Source organism: Pseudomonas sp. CFSAN084952, assembly GCF_009648855.1.
Classification (GTDB): domain Bacteria; phylum Pseudomonadota; class Gammaproteobacteria; order Pseudomonadales; family Pseudomonadaceae; genus Aquipseudomonas; species Aquipseudomonas paracarnis.
Map to the genome: position 1 here is coordinate 2139473 of NZ_CP045767.1, position 19194 is coordinate 2158666.

Annotated in this window: 25 protein-coding genes; 8 read left to right on the forward strand and 17 right to left on the reverse strand. The window is 56.4% G+C overall.

The window, feature by feature from the left end; all coding sequences use genetic code 11:
* Nucleotides 1–2: 2 nt before the first annotated feature.
* Genes GH769_RS09690 through GH769_RS09700 form a run of 3 tightly spaced genes read right to left on the reverse strand, consistent with a single transcriptional unit; the run spans nt 3 to nt 963 of the window.
* The gene (locus tag GH769_RS09690) at nt 3–374 is read right to left on the reverse strand and encodes a TIGR03745 family integrating conjugative element membrane protein (RefSeq protein ID WP_046509162.1); all 372 of its coding nucleotides are present in this window, start codon (nt 372–374) and stop codon (nt 3–5) included.
* A gap of 17 nt (nt 375–391) precedes the next feature.
* A complete protein-coding gene (locus tag GH769_RS09695) occupies nt 392–631 on the reverse strand; it encodes a TIGR03758 family integrating conjugative element protein (RefSeq protein ID WP_153649641.1) in 240 nt (79 codons plus the stop codon).
* Nucleotides 628–963: an RAQPRD family integrative conjugative element protein gene (locus tag GH769_RS09700; RefSeq protein ID WP_153649642.1), complete on the reverse strand. Its 336-nt coding sequence runs from the start codon at nt 961–963 to the stop codon at nt 628–630. The genes GH769_RS09695 and GH769_RS09700 overlap by 4 nt, the downstream gene beginning before the upstream one ends.
* A gap of 319 nt (nt 964–1282) precedes the next feature.
* Here GH769_RS09700 and GH769_RS09705 point away from each other — a divergent pair, with 319 nt between their 5' ends.
* The 7 genes from GH769_RS09705 to GH769_RS09730 all read left to right on the forward strand — a co-directional run bounded on the left by GH769_RS09705 (nt 1283) and on the right by GH769_RS09730 (nt 5592).
* The gene (locus GH769_RS09705) at nt 1283–1945 is read left to right on the forward strand and encodes a tyrosine-type recombinase/integrase (RefSeq protein ID WP_153649643.1); all 663 of its coding nucleotides are present in this window, start codon (nt 1283–1285) and stop codon (nt 1943–1945) included.
* 13 nt (nt 1946–1958) lie between these two features.
* Entirely contained in the window at nt 1959–2732 is a 774-nt protein-coding gene (locus GH769_RS09710; protein WP_153649644.1) for a TIR domain-containing protein, read from the forward strand.
* A gap of 19 nt (nt 2733–2751) precedes the next feature.
* Entirely contained in the window at nt 2752–2976 is a 225-nt protein-coding gene (locus GH769_RS09715) for a hypothetical protein (protein WP_153649645.1), read from the forward strand.
* 10 nt (nt 2977–2986) lie between these two features.
* The gene (locus GH769_RS09720) at nt 2987–3187 is read left to right on the forward strand and encodes a hypothetical protein (protein WP_153649646.1); all 201 of its coding nucleotides are present in this window, start codon (nt 2987–2989) and stop codon (nt 3185–3187) included.
* 724 nt (nt 3188–3911) lie between these two features.
* Nucleotides 3912–4091, forward strand: a complete 180-nt coding sequence (locus tag GH769_RS29385; RefSeq protein ID WP_372242387.1) for a DUF6388 family protein — start codon at nt 3912–3914, stop codon at nt 4089–4091.
* Between the two features lie 418 nt (nt 4092–4509).
* Complete coding sequence (locus GH769_RS09725; protein ID WP_153649647.1) at nt 4510–4698, forward strand: hypothetical protein; 189 nt, start codon at nt 4510–4512, stop codon at nt 4696–4698.
* A gap of 414 nt (nt 4699–5112) precedes the next feature.
* The gene (locus GH769_RS09730; protein WP_256670314.1) at nt 5113–5592 is read left to right on the forward strand and encodes a hypothetical protein; all 480 of its coding nucleotides are present in this window, start codon (nt 5113–5115) and stop codon (nt 5590–5592) included.
* A gap of 367 nt (nt 5593–5959) precedes the next feature.
* Here the strand turns inward: GH769_RS09730 and GH769_RS09735 are convergent, their stop codons facing one another.
* From GH769_RS09735 to GH769_RS09795, 13 genes are all read right to left on the reverse strand, one after another.
* Entirely contained in the window at nt 5960–6940 is a 981-nt protein-coding gene (locus GH769_RS09735; RefSeq protein WP_153649648.1) for an integrase domain-containing protein, read from the reverse strand.
* A gap of 137 nt (nt 6941–7077) precedes the next feature.
* Nucleotides 7078–7806 carry a TIGR03747 family integrating conjugative element membrane protein gene (locus GH769_RS09740; RefSeq protein WP_153649967.1) on the reverse strand — a complete coding sequence of 243 codons (729 nt, stop codon included), beginning with the start codon at nt 7804–7806 and terminating at the stop codon, nt 7078–7080.
* A 40-nt stretch (nt 7807–7846) separates the two neighbouring features.
* Complete coding sequence (gene traD, locus GH769_RS09745) at nt 7847–10006, reverse strand: type IV conjugative transfer system coupling protein TraD (RefSeq protein ID WP_153649649.1); 2160 nt, start codon at nt 10004–10006, stop codon at nt 7847–7849.
* 9 nt (nt 10007–10015) lie between these two features.
* Nucleotides 10016–10531, reverse strand: coding sequence for an integrating conjugative element protein (locus GH769_RS09750; protein WP_153649650.1), 516 nt, complete (start codon nt 10529–10531; stop codon nt 10016–10018).
* Entirely contained in the window at nt 10528–11076 is a 549-nt protein-coding gene (locus tag GH769_RS09755) for a transglycosylase SLT domain-containing protein (RefSeq protein ID WP_116642707.1), read from the reverse strand. Before GH769_RS09755 ends, GH769_RS09750 begins: the two co-directional genes overlap by 4 nt.
* The gene (locus tag GH769_RS09760) at nt 11058–11777 is read right to left on the reverse strand and encodes a TIGR03759 family integrating conjugative element protein (RefSeq protein ID WP_153649651.1); all 720 of its coding nucleotides are present in this window, start codon (nt 11775–11777) and stop codon (nt 11058–11060) included. Before GH769_RS09760 ends, GH769_RS09755 begins: the two co-directional genes overlap by 19 nt.
* 9 nt (nt 11778–11786) lie before the next feature.
* Nucleotides 11787–12458, reverse strand: a complete 672-nt coding sequence (locus tag GH769_RS09765) for a chemotaxis protein (RefSeq protein WP_153649652.1) — start codon at nt 12456–12458, stop codon at nt 11787–11789.
* Nucleotides 12455–12997 carry a PilL N-terminal domain-containing protein gene (locus GH769_RS09770; protein WP_153649653.1) on the reverse strand — a complete coding sequence of 181 codons (543 nt, stop codon included), beginning with the start codon at nt 12995–12997 and terminating at the stop codon, nt 12455–12457. The genes GH769_RS09765 and GH769_RS09770 overlap by 4 nt, the downstream gene beginning before the upstream one ends.
* Before the next feature lie 106 nt (nt 12998–13103).
* Nucleotides 13104–13850 (reverse strand): ABC transporter substrate-binding protein, encoded by a 747-nt coding sequence (locus GH769_RS09775; protein ID WP_153649654.1) that lies wholly within the window; start codon nt 13848–13850, stop codon nt 13104–13106.
* A 55-nt stretch (nt 13851–13905) separates the two neighbouring features.
* Nucleotides 13906–14400 carry a DNA repair protein RadC gene (gene radC, locus GH769_RS09780; RefSeq protein ID WP_153649655.1) on the reverse strand — a complete coding sequence of 165 codons (495 nt, stop codon included), beginning with the start codon at nt 14398–14400 and terminating at the stop codon, nt 13906–13908.
* Between the two features lie 99 nt (nt 14401–14499).
* Nucleotides 14500–14757 (reverse strand): hypothetical protein, encoded by a 258-nt coding sequence (locus GH769_RS09785; protein WP_153649656.1) that lies wholly within the window; start codon nt 14755–14757, stop codon nt 14500–14502.
* A gap of 70 nt (nt 14758–14827) precedes the next feature.
* Nucleotides 14828–15409: an STY4534 family ICE replication protein gene (locus GH769_RS09790; protein WP_153649657.1), complete on the reverse strand. Its 582-nt coding sequence runs from the start codon at nt 15407–15409 to the stop codon at nt 14828–14830.
* A gap of 867 nt (nt 15410–16276) precedes the next feature.
* A complete protein-coding gene (locus GH769_RS09795) occupies nt 16277–16618 on the reverse strand; it encodes a helix-turn-helix domain-containing protein (RefSeq protein WP_027912505.1) in 342 nt (113 codons plus the stop codon).
* Between the two features lie 208 nt (nt 16619–16826).
* Between GH769_RS09795 and GH769_RS09800 the strand changes: the two genes are divergently transcribed.
* Nucleotides 16827–17084, forward strand: a complete 258-nt coding sequence (locus GH769_RS09800) for a hypothetical protein (RefSeq protein ID WP_058545095.1) — start codon at nt 16827–16829, stop codon at nt 17082–17084.
* A gap of 39 nt (nt 17085–17123) precedes the next feature.
* Here the strand turns inward: GH769_RS09800 and GH769_RS09805 are convergent, their stop codons facing one another.
* Complete coding sequence (locus GH769_RS09805; protein WP_153649658.1) at nt 17124–19091, reverse strand: DNA topoisomerase III; 1968 nt, start codon at nt 19089–19091, stop codon at nt 17124–17126.
* Nucleotides 19092–19194 lie beyond the last annotated feature (103 nt).

Below are 19194 nucleotides of genomic sequence, written 5' to 3' on the forward strand. Positions count from 1 at the left end.
CCTCACAGAATTGCGGCAGCCTTGGTCAGGAACCAGATGATGATCACCACCAGCAGGGCACCGATGCCGACCACTGCACCCAAGTCCTTCCAGGTCTTACGCTGGTTTTGCACGTCGGCGTACACGGTCAACGAGTGCCAGGCCACCCCCAAGAAAGCGAGTAAGGCGATCAGCAGACCGAGCAGGATGCCGCCGTCGTAGGCATAGTTTTTGATCGTCTCGATCAACCCGGAACCTTCACCACGTGAAGGAGCCTCCATGGTGGGAAGCTCGGCAAAAGCCAGGCTTGGACCGAGTACCAGGAGCAGACCGATCAAGCGTTGGCTGGCACGATCTCGCAGATTGTTTTTCAGAGGGGCAAAGCACTTGAGCATGGTGGCGATCTCCTGGGTTAGGACAGGGTGAAGAACATCAGGACCAACAAGGTGAGCAGCACGCGTGCGGTACTTCCGCCAAGCGCGCCGAAGCGCACACTGCCGGTGGCCCAACCCCGGTAAGCCGTCCACATCACCCAGGCGCACCAAAGCAAAGCCAGAACCAGAACTAGGGATAGCCAGAGCGTCGAGCTGCTCTGCGGTGCGAAGCCGGAGGCGTTTTGGAACGCTGCGATCTGAGCGTCAGTCATGCTCATGGCGACGGCTCCGCGGACGGAGTGTCGAGGCGGTATTCGCCGACTAGTTCACTGGGATCGCGAGGTTGAGCACGGGAGGGGGAAAGGTAGCCCTGCACACCGTGGCGGATGCGCTGGATGTCTTGCGAAAGACGGAGATAGTCGAAGCGATAGCGCTCGACTGGTTCAGCCGTGCTGGCTGCCTCAGCTCGCGTTGCAAGGCGTTCGATAATATCGAGCTGCTGCTGGACTAGGCTGAGCTGATCCTGCTCATGACCAGATGCGGCATAGCTGTTGCCATCGACGATAGCCAGCGAGAGCAGTAACAAGCAGCGAAAGATGGTAGTTGGCATGATGCTGGCCCATATGGATCTGGGAGCAGAATCAAGTTAGAGGTCGAATTTTTCCGTAAGAAACCTGAGGTCTGATGAATCGCTTTTTCTGGTAGGTACTGGAGATGTTTACTTACAGCTATGTGGTCCTTCGATCTTTGATGGAGAGAGTGGTTGAGGCTCTAGGGAAATTCCACTCTCGATGAGCTTCGTTGATGACGATATCGTCACAACCCATTTTCCGTGAACAGAAGTAACACCATCTGGCCAGGACTATCCCCGGCTTTTTTGTTGACGTACTATGTCAGGATTGATGGTGATTAAGCATTTAGAGTGATCCATGCCCAAGGCAATCGTTATCGAAGATGAGCAGCTTGAACATGCGGTGAAGGTGGCCAAAGTGAGCAGCCCTGAGAACGGGAGCCGTGACGCAGCATTGTTGTTGACCTGCTTTGGCACTGGAATGACCGTGACGGAGATTTGCCGTCTGCGTGTGAGCGACTACCTGACCGAATCTGGCACTGTACTGATCGACTCCCAGGTGCGGGCAGAGATCGCGTACAACCACCGCTCAAGGCCGTTGTGCTGGACAAGCAAGAAGCTGACGAACGCCATAGACGCACATCTGGCCGAGCGACTTGTACGCGGCCATGGCATCTCTACCAGAGTGGCGGTATATCGTGGCCTTGATCCTGACTCGCCACTGTTTGTGTCCGGTCGTACTGGTGAAGGGTTGAAGATCAGTGCACAGCGCCGCGACGGGAAGACCTACTACAGCGCGAATCAGCTTAGTCGCCTGTACACGCGATTGTTTGGGCTTGCCGGTATCGAAGGGGCCAGCGCGCAATCAGGCAGGCGTACCTTGGCAGTGAAATTGAAGCGCCGGGGGATCGACCTGCGACACATCAGCGAGATACTTGGCATTGAGAGCCTTGAAGCGGTCAAGAAGCTCTGCGCGGGCGATCCTGCGCGGCTGGGCGACATAGTTCGGAGAATCATTTGATGGAAGTTAGCCGATGAGTAAGGTGTTCCTAAGTCATAACCATGCGGACAAACCTTTTACAAGGCGTCTCGCGAGCGATCTTCGCCAAGCTGGTCATTCTGTTTGGATTGATGAAGCCGAAATAAACATCGGTGACTCCCTCATAGGGAAAATTCGTGAAGGTCTTGATGAAGTAGATTTTGTGGCAGCGGTTCTAAGTGAGCACTCCGTTGGTAGTGTTTGGGTGCAGAGGGAACTGGAGATCGCGTCAAACCGAGAGATCGAAGAGCGCAGAGTGGTTGTTCTGCCACTGTTGGTGCAAAAAGTGGCGCTGCCAGGTTTTCTGAAAGGGAAATTTTACGCTGACTTCACCGATCCCACGTCTTACAAACCAATGCTTGATCTTCTACTTCGCGCGCTTGGCCCCGCAACGCCGGTAGAAAAACCCGCAGACGCTGAGATGGAAGCTCTAAGGAGCGAACTTGCCGTCATGAAGCATGCTTTAGATGATCTTTCTAAACAGAATAAAGCTCATCAGCATTTTTCGCTGATGCATAAGAGTCCCCTACTAGCTGAAGCTGTTGACCGTGCTAACCAGAAATTTCCGAATCATGCGCCAATCAATAACACCTACGCCTTTGAGGTTGGTAATACCGTGGTAACCCTGGATTACCTGCTTTGGGGTATTGGGAAAGCCATGAGAACGGGAGCTCACGTTCTAGAGGCGCTGCTTTCAATGCACAACAAGTGGCAAGAGGCTCACTGCATGATCGAAGCATATGACGACCTACTAGCTAGCTATGACTAAACGATCCAGGTAATTCACCATGCCCAAACCACTGCCCTTTCATGCTCACATCGCATTACAGGTTTACGGGGCCACGCCAGATGACTGGCAGAGGGCGCTGAAGGGAGCGTTTGAGCAACTGGCTCAAAATATTCCTCAAAGCAATACCGTGTTGGAGGATCGTAAAGCTGGGTTCACCTTCAAGGTCACGGCGATGAACCTTGACGACAATAAGCCCAGCCCTGCCATTCCGCCCCAGGTGTAAGGGAAAAAGCATGCACGAAGTGGATAACCTGATAGCAGGTCTCGAAATTCTGAAGAAATACAAACCTTCGATGTACACCTACTCCAGCGGTCGCGTTAGGCGAACCCTTGAAACGCAAGAGGAAGAATTTAGTGACCTTACCCCTGCTGATCGTTCGCGATTGCTTGAGCTGGGCTGGGAAACGAATGGAGCCCTTGTCTGGAGAAAGTGATAAGAAAGGCCACCCAAGTACACCCAAAGCCTTGCCATCGTGCGGAGCTTGGTCCACAGGAGCGGCGCGATTTCCGCGCCCCTGAAAACGGTGAGAAATTCGAATGTTGGATGCTGACGCTGCGTACTTCGCATTGGCAGGTTTTGCGGCTTTCCTTGTTTATGGAGCAGGTCAGTCGAGCGGTTCCAAAGGTGTGAAGCGACGTATAAAGAAAGCACTAGATCAACATGAAGTTGACGTTGCTAACGGATACACCGAGGGCTATTCAGGGCGCGGCCTTGGCCGGATCATTAGGGACGTAATCAGTTAAGGGGCAATACCTTGGGTACAGAATCCTTTATTAGGGACCTGGCTGAGAAAGGGGTGACTTTTCAGGCGACTCATGCCACTCCATATGGAAGCAGATCTATTCCTCTGCCCGCCGAAGACGTCGATGCTTACTCCCGTGATCCAGTGGAATACATTACCAAATACTACGGGGTGACAAAGAGTCAGTATCTCAGCTGGCATCGCTCTTCGTATTGCGTCTTCTGTGCGGATATCACTGTTGAAGGCAATCCCTGCCGAAATATTATTACAGGGGGGAACGCTATTGACTCACCGAACAGATGGGTAGCTTTGCAAGGCGGATACTGCCATGTTCATGAGAACGGCCTAGTTAAATAGGGAAAGTTGAATCTATGAGTATTGAGAACCGGTACAGCGCGGCCCGCGACAGCGATGCGTGGTTTTCGCTGACGCTGCGAAACGTTTGGGACTTGAAGTGGATGAATTTGTAATTTGCTTGGTTGTCGAGTCACATGAACAAGCGCAAGTGTGGCGCTTGAATCGGCATCGTCAGGTCGCCGATGCGCTCGGGATTAATTGGGCTGAGTACAAGCAGTTGAACCACATCACTGAGTGAAGGGAACAACTGTGAAGAAACTCGTTACCGCTCAAGGCTTTAGGCAAGCTTGCTCTGGGCTGGGTGATCAGCCAGTAAGAGGTAAAGGCGGGCGACACAACATCTAGTGGTGGAAGGAAACTACTCATGACCAGAATGAACGATGTGCTAACCCTAGCCAAAATCATGGTAGGTGAGCGCCCAGGTAACCAGCATCCGGTAGCCGCACTGTAGATGCGCGCTTTTGACGAAGGCATTTATGGTTCTGATTTTGATGAGGCACTAGCAAAGGCTGTAGCCGAGGGTTTGTTGGTTTTGACTCCCGATTGTGGACCGAAACAAATGGGTGTCTTCAGGCTCACTTGCAGATAGGAAAGGCGGCTACCGCGCCCAGGGCTTCCGTGCTACATGATCATTTTTTTGTGAGCTGGAGCGTAAAATGGATGAGATTTCGTTGGAGCAAGATGGTGTCCACTGCACAGCTGAGTACGAGGTACATGGTGAGGAGCTATATGTGTATCCGCCTGACGGTGAATGCCGCCAGACGACATTGAATGGCATGAGTGCAGATAGTGCGGCACTCACGCATCTACGCTCGTATTTGAAGAAAATAGCTAAGCCTGCATGACGTAGGCCTCTTATTAGGTGAGCCACAATCGAACATACGGAAGTGAAAGAAAAGGAGGAAAAAGCATGGCAAATTTTTACCCGCCAGGGTATTGCCCTGACAAATGCAGTGGCGGTCAGTCTGATCGCCAGGTGATTGTAGCGGAAAGGCTTCAAAGTGAATTTCCAGAGGCGGTTCGCGGTGAAATCACGGCTCACGGAGGGGCTAAGCGTTGCAACTACTGTGGTTTGGTTTACCTGCACCCGATTCGCGCAATTGATGGGCGCCTCGGCTTTTGGGATTCCGGGGTTCGAGGGACAGTTTGGAATAAGTAGGTAGCGTCTCTCACCGCACCCCAAGCCCCGGTCTACTGGGGTTTAGGCAGTAGGTGGGGGGCGATTTGCGCTTCCCTGAAGATCGTTACTGAGGAAGTGCATGAGCACCGAAATGGGTTCTATTGATCGGGTGAAGCTGGATGTCGTTGTGAAAGCATGTCGGCGGGGGCTTGAGACCCTTTCGGATACAGCTGGATCGGCATTTAAGCAGTTTCCGACCGGAGCATGCGGAATCGCCTCAGACATCGTTGGCCGCATCTTGTGGGAAGCTCTGGGGTACGAGGGGGTTTATGTGTGTGCTACGGGACATCCACTCCTTAGCCAAAATGCCTCTCATGCCTGGTTCGAAGTCGACGGTTTGATTATCGATATCACGCACGACCAGTTTCATGGTACTGAACTCAACGGCTGGGTCTTCGCGCCAGAGGAGGGGTGGTACACCCTGTTCGAAGAACAAGAACGTCGTGATGGGTACAGCCCGCCATGCGAATGGCTAATTTATCCAAGTGACGGCTATGACGTCGCGTGTAATGAGGTGGTTGCACAAGGGATCACTGTCGCAGATCTACAAAGCTACTGAACTGTTCCGGGAAATGTTCGCAGGCTGATCACCAGCTAGAGGAAACCACGGCTATGACCATGCGCACGTATGAATACTTTGCTTGCCCCAACAGCCACCAGGGCGAAGAAAAAACCACCGAGAACGATCAGCCATATTCGAAGTGCTTCGAGAGTATTTCGATCAAGGGCCTCAGAAACGGGCCAGATGGCAGCTATTTATGCGAAGTGTGCGGGTTGCTGATGTCTCGCGTCCCGAAGCCATCCGCATAGGAAACGACCATGCCATTCCCAAAGATCCACCAGCACAATTCACACGTCACGGCCGATCCGATCATGTCGGACTACGTTCGCGAGCAGTAGCAACGGCTTCATATCGAATGGCTTACTCATGTTCGACCACCAATGTAAGTCGATAACAGGTCGATACGGCCGAGTCCTAACTCGTAGCTGATTTGCACTCGGGCATCCTGATCTAAGTGTCGGTCGAGTTGGTAGCAACGGCCACCGTTGATGGGCGCAAGATGATGAGTGCTCTGCTCGTAGCGTTCGCACGCATAGGCGGCCCGAAGCTCGTGGAAGCCTTTGAGGTTGTGCGAGTGGAGGATCTCTCGTGCGGGGCGGACGATTTGCCGTTGTAAATCGACATAGCTTTCGTTCGGTGCAAGCAGATTGCGGCTACCGTTGGGTGAAACCTGTTCGGCAAATTTCAGCGCGTCACGAATAGGATCATTTACCGTAATCCAACGAAGCGCCGACGCACGTGAGCGGCCACCTTGGATGCCATCTCGGATGTTGATTTTGCCGTAGTGTTCAGTCTCATGTTTTAGGCGCGGTAGGTCGGCCAAAATGGCCTCGCGCAAGCGCATGCCGGTGGCTCGCGCCAACTGTACGATGGCCGCCGCGCGCGGCATTTGGTGTTCGCAGAGCACGTCGACGATCCGCTTCACCTGCTCATGGTCTTGGCCTTGCGGCGTCGAGCGACGAACACTGGTACGCCGCATTCCCAAGGCCTTACTCGGGCTCGGCACCGCCACAGACTGATCGCCGCGAAGCGCCGCCATAGCCCGGTTCACGCTGGACAACCGGTTTTGCGCGGTGGCGATGCCGATAGCGCCTTGTTCAACTTGTTGGCGCAGATGCCCTGCGTAGTCCAGCAAGGTCTGCCGATCTATCTGTCGCGCATCGTTAAACCCCGGCCCATCCTCCGAACGACACCAGCGGACAAACGCCTGCCAGCGATCACTGTGCGCCTTGACCGTGGCGTAATGCCCGCCGCCAAAAAGATCGCGCAAGGCTTGCGGTCCGGCATAACTCAGTTGTCGGCCATAGCCAAAATTGCGCCCATCTCGTCTACCAACCAATGCCATGATCAAACTCCTCTCGAAGCCAAACACCTGTGAGGTTGTCCACTAACGCGGGACTGGCGGCTCCTTACGACCGGGAGCTTGGGCCTCTCATGAGCTAGCCTCCTGAACACTTCCGCAGATAAGCATTCGTGTCGCACTCAGAGATATTTTTTGAATGTCGCCGTCGTGATGGCCATGGCGACCCCGAGCATCACGGCGCAAGGCAGAAGTACCGCCATTGGGTTGAGCGAAAAGGGTAGGGACAGGTAAAGGATCCAGGGCACGACCAGCAGTGGGATGACCGCTCGCTTGGCCCGATGATAGACAAAGCTGCTTTCGCGCCCAGCGCCGAATTTACGCAGGTCGCGGCGCATCAAACCATCGATGAAGCCGGTGAACATGGCCAGCAGAAGCAGGGGGGTCGCCAAGACCAGAATGGTCAGACGCACCACGAAAGTGAAAGTGACATACACCACCGCCAGTACAAAATCCTCGATGCTCACATACAGCTGATTGAGCCCGCTCCAGAAGCGGTTGTCCTGGCTAGACGCCCGCGCCTGCTGGGCGAAATCCGTAAAACCGGTCTTGACCAGTAACCACTGCTGGAGGAAATCCAGCCACTGGACAATTGTTTGTCCAGGCTGTTGGATAATCAGTGAGGATGTGAAGTGCTCACTGAGCCAGCCCAGTTCGCTGCTCAGCATCGCCTGACTGTGTCGCCAGCCTTGATCACTCCAGAACAGCAGCAGGCCGGCCCACTCGATCAGAATCGAGAACAGCAACGAGGCGATCAGCAAACCGATGACGTGCAGGACCAAGTTAATCGCCGAGACGATTAGCCCTGGGCGCTGGATGGGTTGCGGTGGAGGGTTCTGAGCTGAAGTCATCCTTCTTGACTCCGCGAAATGCACTGCAGGGCTGACGGCGTCATGGGGCCTCCTGAGCAGGAACACTTGCATCCACCGCTGAAGAAGTGCGTGGAGGCGTAACCCGATCTGGATCGAAGTCGAGCGTCGGGCCGCCGCCACTTGTACTCCACCATTGTCCCGCCTGCTCGTTGTAGGTCGCCCGCATCCGCTGAGTGAGTTCCTGCAGGTCCTTGGGCATGGCATCGTCGTTGGAGGATTTTGGCAACGGCATGCGGACTTTCCAGAGCTGGCCACCGGCGTGGAAGGAGAACATTTGGCCCTTGGGCAAACTGACGATGTGAGCCGGTTCGATCAACGGCACGCTGGCGCTACTGACGCGGTCCTGCGAGGAGGACGTGAAGTCGGTATTGGCTTCTGGATCGGAGGTGTCGGTTGCACCCGATACCAGGGTTCTGGTTAGCACGTTGACCTTGGGCAACTGCTGGGTGAGCAGCTCCGCGGTGGCGGTTTCGCGTACGCGGAGCATCTGCAAGGTATTGAAGTTACCAATCACCTGGCCGGCTTTGGCGCGGTTACCAATGCGTGCTTCGATATCACTGAGGGTTTGGGTGTAGGCCGTCACCTGGATGCCGGCGCCACCGCCTTTGTTGATTAGCGGAATGAACTCATCACCCATCAACTCGTTGAACTCATCGGCATGCAGGTTAATCGGGAGCTTGTCACTGCCGCTGCGTGATGCGGGCAGGCCGTGGTTAATGCCATGTTTGTAGATGTGGCCCGCAACCGAGACCAAGTCGGCGAACATGGAGTTGCCCACCGCGGCGGCCACCTCGGAGTCGGTCAATGCATCCAGACCGACATAAACGATGCCGCGTTTTCGGATGATCTGAATCCAGTCGAATATTGGCCGCGGGTCATCTAAATCAGTGTAGTTAGGAGCCAGTAGCTGTGCGGTCTTGCCGGTGGTAAGTTTCTCCAGCAGCGGCAATAGCGAGGCAACGATTTTGTCGAAGTAAGTACGGTCATATCGCACCGCCGAGCGCAATCCGTCCAGCACCGGATCAAATACCCGTTTTGCCGCCAGGTATTGCTCGATAGCCACTACCCGCTTTTCGCGTCCCACCATGTGTCGGGGGATGTTCTTCTCGGTGAGCTTGCCTTCAAGCTGGACAATCACTTCCCACGCCTTCGGGTCGGTCTTGGAGAAAAACTGCTGGGCGTATTCGATGAACAGTGCGTCGATGTTGACCACATGGCGTTGGATCTGCAGGTAGTCCGGACGTCGGCCCAGCTCGATCAGCGCCCGGGCAATGATGTTGACGAAGCGCCAGGCGAACTCACGGAACGCCGCAGAGTTCCCTTCACCGCTGAGTTGCCCAGCAATGCGCGACGCCACCTCCGAAATGCGTCCGAAACGTCCCACGGCGTTGTAGCGCGCGGAGATCTCCGGCCAGCCCAGATGGAAAACATAAAACTCCTTTTCCCGACCGGTGCGTTTGGCTTCGACGTACATCCGTTTGAGCAGGTCGGCATCGCCCTTCGGATCGAAGACGATGACCACCTCATGTTCGATGCGGTGAATGTCCTGAGTGATGTACACCTCGGCGAGTCGCGTCTTGCCGACACGGGTCGTGCCCAGCACTAGGGTGTGTCCGACCCGTTCGCCCAGCGGCAGACTGACTTCCATTTCGTCGGGCTCGACTCCATGCAACAGCGACGAGCCACCGACCGGGGGCAAAGGGCGCAATGGATTGAAGGCACTGTTCCAAGCCGTGACTTGGGCCAATGTCGAGAGCGGAAACGGTGCATGTTCCAGGCGTCGTTCGAGTTCACGGGCCAAGCGGTAGCGGGTCGGTTGATCGACATAGTGGGCGACCGCCGGATCCTGGGCCTCGACCAAGCGCTGGGTGTGCAGGCGGGTCCAGCGAAAGCCGCGCCCCATAAACAAACGCGTACGGCTGACCGGAATCTGCTTGCTGGTCAGTTCGTAGCGGGGCAGCCGGCGGATATTGCGCCGATAGCGCAGCACCTCCCAGGCTTGTCGCAGGCGGATAAGGCCGAACAGGGTATAGGCCAGCGCCGCAGCCAGGCCGATCTCGGGCGAGAGGGCCACAGCCCAGGGCGAGTACACGCACAACACCGCGGCCGCGATGCAAATTGCTACGGTGTACAGCTCCACTGCGGGCCGGAGCTTGGATTCCATCGCATGCTCGGCCATGACGTGGGCTCACTGTTCCAGTGAGGTGGCAGTGATCAATACAGGGTAGTGCTCAATCTTCAGGCGGGTGGCGATGTCGTTGCCGTTGACCGGCAGGATTGTGATACCGGGAGCGGCTGCGCGAATTCGGGCCAAAGCTTCGGTATCGGTTACTTCAACCGCCAGACCGGCCGCGCCTATTTCCTGTAGTTCAGTCGCGCGTTGACGCAACCAAGCCAGTGACTGGGGATCCTCACCCACCAGGAAAAATGGCCATAAGCCCGGCATGTTCAGGGCGCGAGACGTGATTTGGCCGGGGCTCAAGTGAGAGCTGCGGACGGGTAGTATCCAGGCTTCATCGGCAAAAGTGGACAGGTCCGCATGCATGGTCCGATTAGGCTGGATCTCGTTGTTTATTGGCGGCCTGGCGACCTGAAAATGGAGGCGGGTGAAGTCGCTAGGCTGATCCCCGGCTACGGTCCGTTCCGGCTGGGCGAAAGGAGCCAAGAGCAGGATGAAATAGCAGATAAGGGGTATTCGCTTCATGGTGGTGTGCCCTGCTTGAAGGAAACCTGCAATCGTTCGAGTTGTCGGGAAAAGCCGGCGCGGTAACGCGCGGCCGGCGTTCCTCCTGCCGGGCGGTGATATCGGCCGGCAGCTGACACCCAATCACCGGTAGCGGCGTGATGCTCCTGCAACAGCGCGGCAGTCACGGCGAGATTTCGGTAGGGATCGAGGGCTTCGCAAGGGCTGGGGAAACGTTGTCCGTGGTAACCCAGGTTGGTTTGTCCAAGACCGACATCAACTCGCTTGGCGTCATGCCGGGCGAGTGCTTGAAGCAAGGCGTGACAGGCGGCCGCTCGGGTGGTGAATCGGTAAGGTATTCCTGCGATATTCAGGGTCCAGGGCCAGGGCAGCAGTTGGTCACGGATGCGGAAACCACTCTCCTGCAGCGCAATCGCGAACAGCACCGTTGAAGGGATGCTGGCGTCATGCGCCGCTAGTTGATAGGCAGGCGGCGGAAGTTCGTCAGCCTGGGCTGCGAGCATCGTCAGCATGAGCGCAAGTCCACTCAGTCCAGGCGTTGCCATTGTCCGTTCACCTGTTGAAATGTGGCGGGCAATGGCCCCGCAGCACCCAGGCTGAACCAGCGACCTCGGTCATGGTTCAGGGTAATCTGCCGGCGCTGAACCTTGGCCGGATCGATGTCCGCTTGCCTAGCCCAGCGACGGACGCGTTCGTCCTCGCCTTGGCTGCCCACCAGGTAAATATCAAACGCCGTATCACTGCTTTGCAAACGTTGCGCTTCGGCGGTGCACGCTGGGCAATGGTCCTCGACAAACAAAGCTCGGCGCGGCTCTACCGATGAGGTAGCGGTGGGCGGGGAGGCCATACCCTGAATCGGCAACAGCCCAGGAAACAGCTTGGCCCAAGCCGCGGTGTAAGCGTTTTGGTAAGCCAACTCGCGCTCGGCGCGTTTGGCTTCCAGCGCTACCTGCAATTCGGCATAGCGCTGGCGCTCTTGGTCGGTCTCTGCCTCGACGCCGAGCGCAGTCAGCGGATCGATATTCGGGCTCCAGAAACCACGTGGGCTGGCTTGGATCTGTTCGAAGCGTGTCCACTCCTGCTCCGTGAGCCCCCAGCTTGCCGCCTGTTCAGGGTGCGAGCGCCCCAGCGGAGTGGACTGTGTGTCCTGGGTCCGTGACGGTGTCGTGACAAGGTTGCCCATCGCAGCGCCCATGCTAAGCAATGAAACGAGACATACGACGGGGGACAGTAGCGCTCGGTTCATGATCGTTTCTCAAGGGAGTTGTACGGTCTGGTCTGGCTGAGCGGCCACAGCGAAGACGGCCGCGTTCGGCTCCAGCACTTTCAACTGCCATGTGCCGAGCTGCTCGCCGTTGTGCAGCAACCGGATATCGTCGAGCGAGCGACTATCAGGAGGTGAGACGGCCAGAAAGCGCTCGCCACCGCGGTACTCGATGCTCAGCACCGAAAATGGCGGCAGGAGCGGGGCAGGCTTGGGCTGAGCGGTTTTTTTCGGCTTGGCCGTGGAAGGCGTCGGTGGTGGGAGTGGTGGCTGGCTCTTGAGGTCCAGGAGTTGTTGTTCGACGTGCTCAAGTCGTGCGCGTAGCGTGATCATGTCGGCTGCGGTGGCACGGTCTGCCATACCGTCGCGTAGCTCCTGTATCTCTTGCGCCCATTGATCCAACATCGGATCGAGGGTATTGGCCTGTTGCTCACCGGTATCGACCATTTGCTTCAAGTCTTTCAGTGCGTACTGCAGCTTTTCCTGTGCGTCCATGAGCGTGTTTGAGTCACGTTGCAGGGCGTCCAGAGTCTGCAAGCGTTGGGTGTTCGCATTCTCCAGCTCGGTCACACGTTGATACTGGTTATACAAGCCACCACTCAGCCCGCAGACCGCCAGGCAAAGTGAGCCGACAATGAGGGTTTGGAATGTCGAGGCTTTCATGGGCGTGCCTCCGACTGATGGGACGAGGTTGGTGTGACCCGCACCGCGCCAGCATCATTTTTCTCCCGTTCGAAGCAGACCGAACGGCTGACCTCATCGGTCGTGAGTTGCCATGCGGGGCCTGCCAGCACTTGTAGCGCGTTGCGTAATGATATCGGGCCGAGTCGGTAATGGGCGGCGGGCAGAGCCCGGGTAAACAGTATTTTCACTGGTTCTTCGGCAGGGCAGAGCGAATAACCCGAGCGCTGCAGCACGTAGTGCATTGCTTCCTGTACCGAAGGATTCAGGTTGGACGGAATGCTCACGTCAACGATTTGAGCGAGAAGATCACGTTGTTCCGTGGTGGGCTCGGTGTTGACCAGTGTATAGCGGCCATAGCGGAGTTCTGACGGATGGCTTTCGTCGGCCGGGCTCCTCGATAACTGGGGCCGATTGGAACTACCGTCAATCTCTGGATTAGTCGGCAATGGGTATTGGATTTGTGCGGTGCAGGCACTCAACAAACCCAGCAGGCAGACAGGCGTGAAAAAACGCTCCATGGAAAAAACCTCATGTCAGATTCAGTGCAGAACCTGACATGAGGTGAAGGAGCGATTCAGTGAGGAAGTTGATTCAAGGTGGATCGTGTTAACGCTGAACTCGTTGCTATTCATCAAAAATCGGAAGCCCATCCAAGACGGCAGCGTCGGGGTCGAAAATCAACAACCTCACATCCGCCAACGCCGCCAGATACAGTACGTTGACCAAGGCCTCCGGCGTACCGGCGTCAAGCTGCTCTTGCCTCAGCGACGAGTAAGGGTTGCCCTCGATCTTCACCAAGTTATCGTCGGTCCAGGGCGTGCCGATCAGCTTACACCCGATGCCGCTGCAGTCTGGCAGGGCAAAGGGTTCAAACAGCAGTCCGGTTGGTCTGGAGTCGACATTGCCAACCCGGCTTTCCAAGTGGCGCAGTGCTTCGTCAGTGAGGTGTGCGGTACTGATTTCCCAGGCTCGACTGTAGTGTCCTGTGTCGAAGTTTAAACGATGGACCATGGCTTGGGCTTCTTCCAGGGAGTACAGGTCACCGACGTGATGTCGCTCGTTGAGCATTTCGCCAGTCACGGCATAGATCACTTGCCGCACCAGCCCGGAGGACTGGAAGTATTCATTCAATTCATCTGGGATGGATTGGCCCCCGCTGATCAGAGCGAAGTCGTCATTGAACAGGCAGGGAAACAGTTCTAACGCATCATCGGGCAGATGCGCTTCTGCGTCGTGTACGGGGCGAAAGCACTGAGGGCAGTCATTTGCGTAGGTGATCTGTAGCAGTCGTTCGATATGCAAGTTGTCGTAGCCGCGAGCAAATGGGTTTGAGGTTTTCAGCAGAGCTGGGGGTTGGGGTGAAGGGCTCATAAGGGTTCTCCAGAAGGAAATAAACAAGGCGTCCGAAGACGCCTATTGGGGGGGGTTAAAGCCAGCCATGCTCGGCAAGGGAGAGAGGACGACCTTCGCCTACGATGAAGTGATCCAGTACGCGCACTTCGATCAAGTCCAACGCCTCTTTCAACCGTGCGGTCAAGGCGCGATCCGCCAGGCTGGGTTCCGTGCAACCGGAGGGGTGGTTGTGGCAGACAATGGCAGCTGCTGCGTTATGCGCTAGGGAGCGCTTGACGACTTGGCGGGGGTAAACGCTGGCGCCATCGATGCTCCCGTGAAAGAGGATCTCGAATGCCAGAACGCGATGGCGGGCATCGAGAAAAATCACACCGAAGACTTCATGCTCTTGTGGTGCAAGATGCAGTTTTAGGTATGAGCCCACGGCGTCAGGTGACGTTAGGTTAGGGCCGCGGGTGAACAGCCGACGATCCAGAATACGTAGCGCTTCATCAATCAACTGGTTTTCTTGGGCGATACGATCCGCCTCGACATCCGAGGTTTCAATCAGGGTAAGTTGGGTGCTCATGGGGTACCTCCGAAGTGAATAGTCCGGGGTACACACCCGAGGGGAGTGGTGCCCCCGAGGTGGATATAGAGTCACGGGCATTGCCCGATGACGCGCTGTTTACAGCCGAGTGAATCGGTGGCGTTGTCCGTGCAGGTGTGAATCACAACCGTCGCAGGGCATTTGAGAGAGGGTTCTTATTCCACGGCCAGTTTCGGGGTCGAAGTCGGCACTGATGGGCATTAATCGAACCACCCCAAGATGGAGGCCGGCGATGCGTTTCTCGATCTCTTCCGTCGTGTAGTAGAGCGATAACGTGCTGTAGTCCTCGTAAGCCGCGGTGAACAGACAATCGTCGCAAAGCCAGAAGGATTCCATGTTGGTTCTCCTGTGCTGATTGAAGAAAAGGCGCTCGATTGAGCGCCTTGATGTAAATGTCGTGGATCGTTCAGGCGGACTGAACAGTACGTGTGGCAACACGGCGAGCCGTGCGGGGAGTGGGTGCAGATTCAGGTTCAATCCTGGATTTTGTTGGGTTGTCGGTATCCTCAGCTTCGGCATCAGCCGACGTTGGGGATGGCTCACTGTTTGGCGCTTGCTCAGCAGGTGCTGTTGCCTCCTGCCTGGCAGGCGCTTTGTACTCGAATACGCCGTTGACCTTGATCCAGTCGATGAAGAGCAAACGACCTTTCAGGCTGGCGCCCGGTTGGCCTTGTTTAGCGCCTTTCTCATAGAGAAATGGGTCAATCCACAGGTCGCCGATACGGAATGACAGCAAGACCTTTTTCTCGGCATTGACGGCATCCATATAGAGGCGAATCAAACGTTCAGCTTCGCCGCCAGCGACCTTGCAGTCGAAGCGGGTGTACTCGACTGCATCAGTGGCGCCATGCAGACCCGCGATATCGCAGGCCATGAACGGTTGGCCGCGACGGACTTGTACTTCGCGGACACGGTTGAGGTAGCCGATACCGACGGTGTGCAGATTGAAGTAAGTGGTCGCTTCTTGGGATTGGTTGGCGTGGGCCATGGTGATTCTCCTTTCAAGGGAAAACGGCGACGCACAGCCCCTGAGGGGGAAGTGAGCCCCGTCAGGGTGGGTAAGGTGAAGGCAAGCGATGAACGACACGGCACCGGCAAGCCGATGAGCATCAGATCGATGCGCCTGGAGGATAGCGGTGCAGCCGAAGAGAAATCCGCAGCAGTGGTCTGTGGACCTGGGTAGTGGGCATTCATCACCGCTGAAGCGGTAATCGTGCGAGCCTCCGAATGCTGATCGCACTTGGGTAAACCACCACAAGCGTGGCGTAGCCTTGAAGGTTCAAGCTACCTGGGCTGGGCTGTCAACGACAGCGAACCACGCCCTTTGTATAAGCCTGTCATAGGGGAGCGTCAAGACGCCGCAAGCCGATTTTTTATGGCCGGAATTCAGTGGCAGTCACTGGATGGAAAAAAGTGAAGAGTGGGCCTGGCGGGGCGCCAGGCGAGGAAGAGAAAAACCACCTTTAGCGAACTTACGTAGTCGACAAGCTCCTCGCAAAACTTGTTTTAACTCCGCGGTGATTCGCCAACCGACCCTTGTCGTGGCCTGGGTCGGAACATGCTGGCACGCATCCGCGCACAAAGGGTGCCCAGTGTTTCCCCGGCGGGCTCCGGGACTGAATGCGATCGCCGTAGCGGATGACCGCTGCTGCCTGACAGAGGCAACAGTGGTCATCCGCCACATTGATCCGGTCGAGCACAAAGCGGGAATGAAATTCCGCAGAAGAGAAGGCTCCGAACTCTAAGAGTCCGACCGAGCTACCCGGAGCGAATCGGTCTTGGGTCGCCGTAAGCGATGATCCTGAGGCACTACAGCAGAGCGGGTGTGACGACGTCAAGCCAGTGGGCGAAGCGGTTATTTGCTACTGAGATGAGCGGCCAACTGTTCGACGGTCGTCAGGATAAAGGCACGGTCGCTTTCTTGAAGGCCGCTCAGCAGGCCCGCGATCATCTGGCCCTGGTCGTTGGGGCGACTGCTCGACTCCGTCAGCAGTTCATCCATCCGGCAGTCGAAGATGTCCGCCAGTTGCATCAGCTTGACCACGGAAAGCTCCACCACACCCCGCTCAAGGCGCGAAATGGCTTCGCTGCCGATCCCCAGGCGTTCAGCCACCTCTTCCTGGGTCAGATTACGCTGAGTGCGGTGCTTCGCGATCATGCGCCCAATTTGGGCTTGGGTTGGATGTTTATGTGCCAAGTGATGAGCTCTCCAATTCAACCCGAATGGTTGAGCAAAGACCCATTGACATGAACATCCTTAACGGTTGAGTATCAACTTATAAGGTTGTTATATTGACTGAAATAGCTGTTTGTCGCGACGTGACATCTACTCCTCCAGGAATTAGAGGTCGAAGTGACCAGCGAGACTGAGCGGTCTGATAGGGCCAAAGGGAGGAAGGTTGAGCATGGATGAGCAGCGCGAGAACGTCATGGACCTGATCTGGGATCGAACACTGGAGCTGTTCATCAAGATCCATGACTGCCCTGATAATCCCGAACATCTCGATAGCCTTGTTCATTGGCTAAACAAAGATCCTGCTCACCTGAAAGCGTTCAACGAACTGGGGCAGATATGGATCGCGACAGGCATCGCCTTAGCCCGTGAAATCGGACAACCGCTAGACAATTTGGAGAAGGATCAGGCGCCGTTGATGATGCACTGACGACATCCCCCGAGGTTCATGTGAGCGCCAAATGGTGCCTCACCGACGACGTATACCTTTACTGATCGGCACAGTGCCTTTGCAGTCTGGGTAGTGGGAGCATGACCAGAACGGCCCTGATTTTCCTTTCCGCCTGAGCATTGATGCGTTGCAAATGGGGCAGACAGGCCCGGCTTCGACCGGTACCGACAAGGTAAGCGCTCCGCAGTTTGCGACCAGCTGCGTAATCCAGTGCGCCTGCTTGGCAACGAATGCATCCAAGGTCAGACGTCCCGCTTCGATTTCATCCAGCGCTTGCTCCCAGATCGCGGTCATACCCGGATCTGCGACTGCTGCGGGTACCGCTTCGATCAGGGTATGGGCCGCTGCGGAGGCCGTTAATGCACGTTTTTTCTTCAGCAAGTAACCGCGATCAATCAACCCCTTGATGATGCCAGCTCGTGTGGCTTCGGTGCCGATACCGGTGGTGTCCCGAAGTTTCTGTTTAAGGCGCGGGTCGTTGACCAGCTTGGCCACGTTTTTCATCGCCTTGATCAGATCGCCCTCGGTGAGCGATTTGGGCGCAGCGGTGCGCATGGACTTGAGTTCGAGGTCGTCCACTACGCACCGCGTACCCTGTTTTAGGGCGGGCAGCACCTGAGATTTTTGACTGGGTTCATCGTCTTCGGCGCTGTCGGAGAGCAAGCCTTTCCAGCCTTGGACGAGGATCTGTTTGCCAACAGCAGTCAAACACTCGGCGCCGCACTCCAGTTCGACCTCGGTTCGATCAAACTCGTGATGCGGCAGGAATTGCGCGAGGTAGTGGCTACGAATCAGTTCGTAGACTTGGCGCTCTTGTTCTGACATCCGCCCAAGGTTCGCCGGCTCGGTGGTGGGGATGATGGCGTGGTGCGCGGTGATCTTGGCATCGTTCCATGCTCGTGAGCGCAATGATCGATCGACGTTTGCGAGCGCTGGGCGTAACGCGGGATCCATTCTGAGCAAGGCATCGAATACCGCGGCTACCTCGTTGAACATGCTCTCTGGCAAATAGCGGCAATCGCTGCGCGGATAGCTGGTGGCTTTGTGGGTTTCATACAAGGCTTGGGCGATGTTCAATGTTTCCTGAGCGCCAAGTCCCAACTTGCGTGAACAGACTTCTTGCAGTGTGCTCAGGTCGAAAGGCAGGGGTGGCGCTTCGCGCAAATGCTCAGTCTGCAGCGAGACTACGGTGGCGGTCTTGCTGCTAGAAATCGCTTGGACGGTCTGACTGGCAAGCGACTGCTGCAGGCAGTGACCGGCTTCATCACGTCCTGAACTTGGCGGTATCCACGATGCGATGAATGGCTGCCCCATTGAGGACAGGTGCACCTCCACCACCCAGTACGGCACTGAGACGAAGCTGGCAATCCCGCGATCTCGATCAACCACTAAGCGCAAAGTGGGCGTTTGGACGCGTCCAACCGACAGCACGCCGTCATAGCCCGCCCGCCGTCCTAGGAGGGTAAACAAACGACTGAGGTTCATACCAATCAGCCAATCGGCGCGGCTGCGGGCGAGGGCTGAGTGATAGAGCGGGACGGTCTCCTGACTAGACTTCAGCGAGGACAGTGCTTTGCGAATCGACGCCTCGTTGAGTGCGGATAACCAGAGGCGCTCAACAGAGCCACGATAGTTGCAGAGCTCTAGTAATTCGCGGGCAATCATTTCACCTTCGCGATCGGCGTCGGTGGCGATGACGACGGTGGTAGCTTCGCTGAGCAGCTGTTTGATGATTTTGAACTGCGCGACAGTCTTGGGTTTGACCTCAACCCTCCACAGCGCGGGAATGATCGGTAGGTGGTCCAAAGACCAGGTTTTGTACTGATCGCCATAGGCTTCAGGTGGGGCCGTTTCCAGCAGGTGACCGATACACCAGGTGACGGTTGTCTCGCGTCCGATCAAGCAACCATCGCCACGTCGGCTGGCTCCGAGAACCTTGGCGATGTCACGACCTTGGGAGGGTTTCTCGCAGAGAAAGAGACGCATAGAACTGCTCCGGGTTGAGTTCGGAGCAGCGTTGTTGGAAACAGCAGTGGCGAGCTATGAGAAACCTGAATGGCAGGTTCCTCATATTAGTCGGTGAGGATGG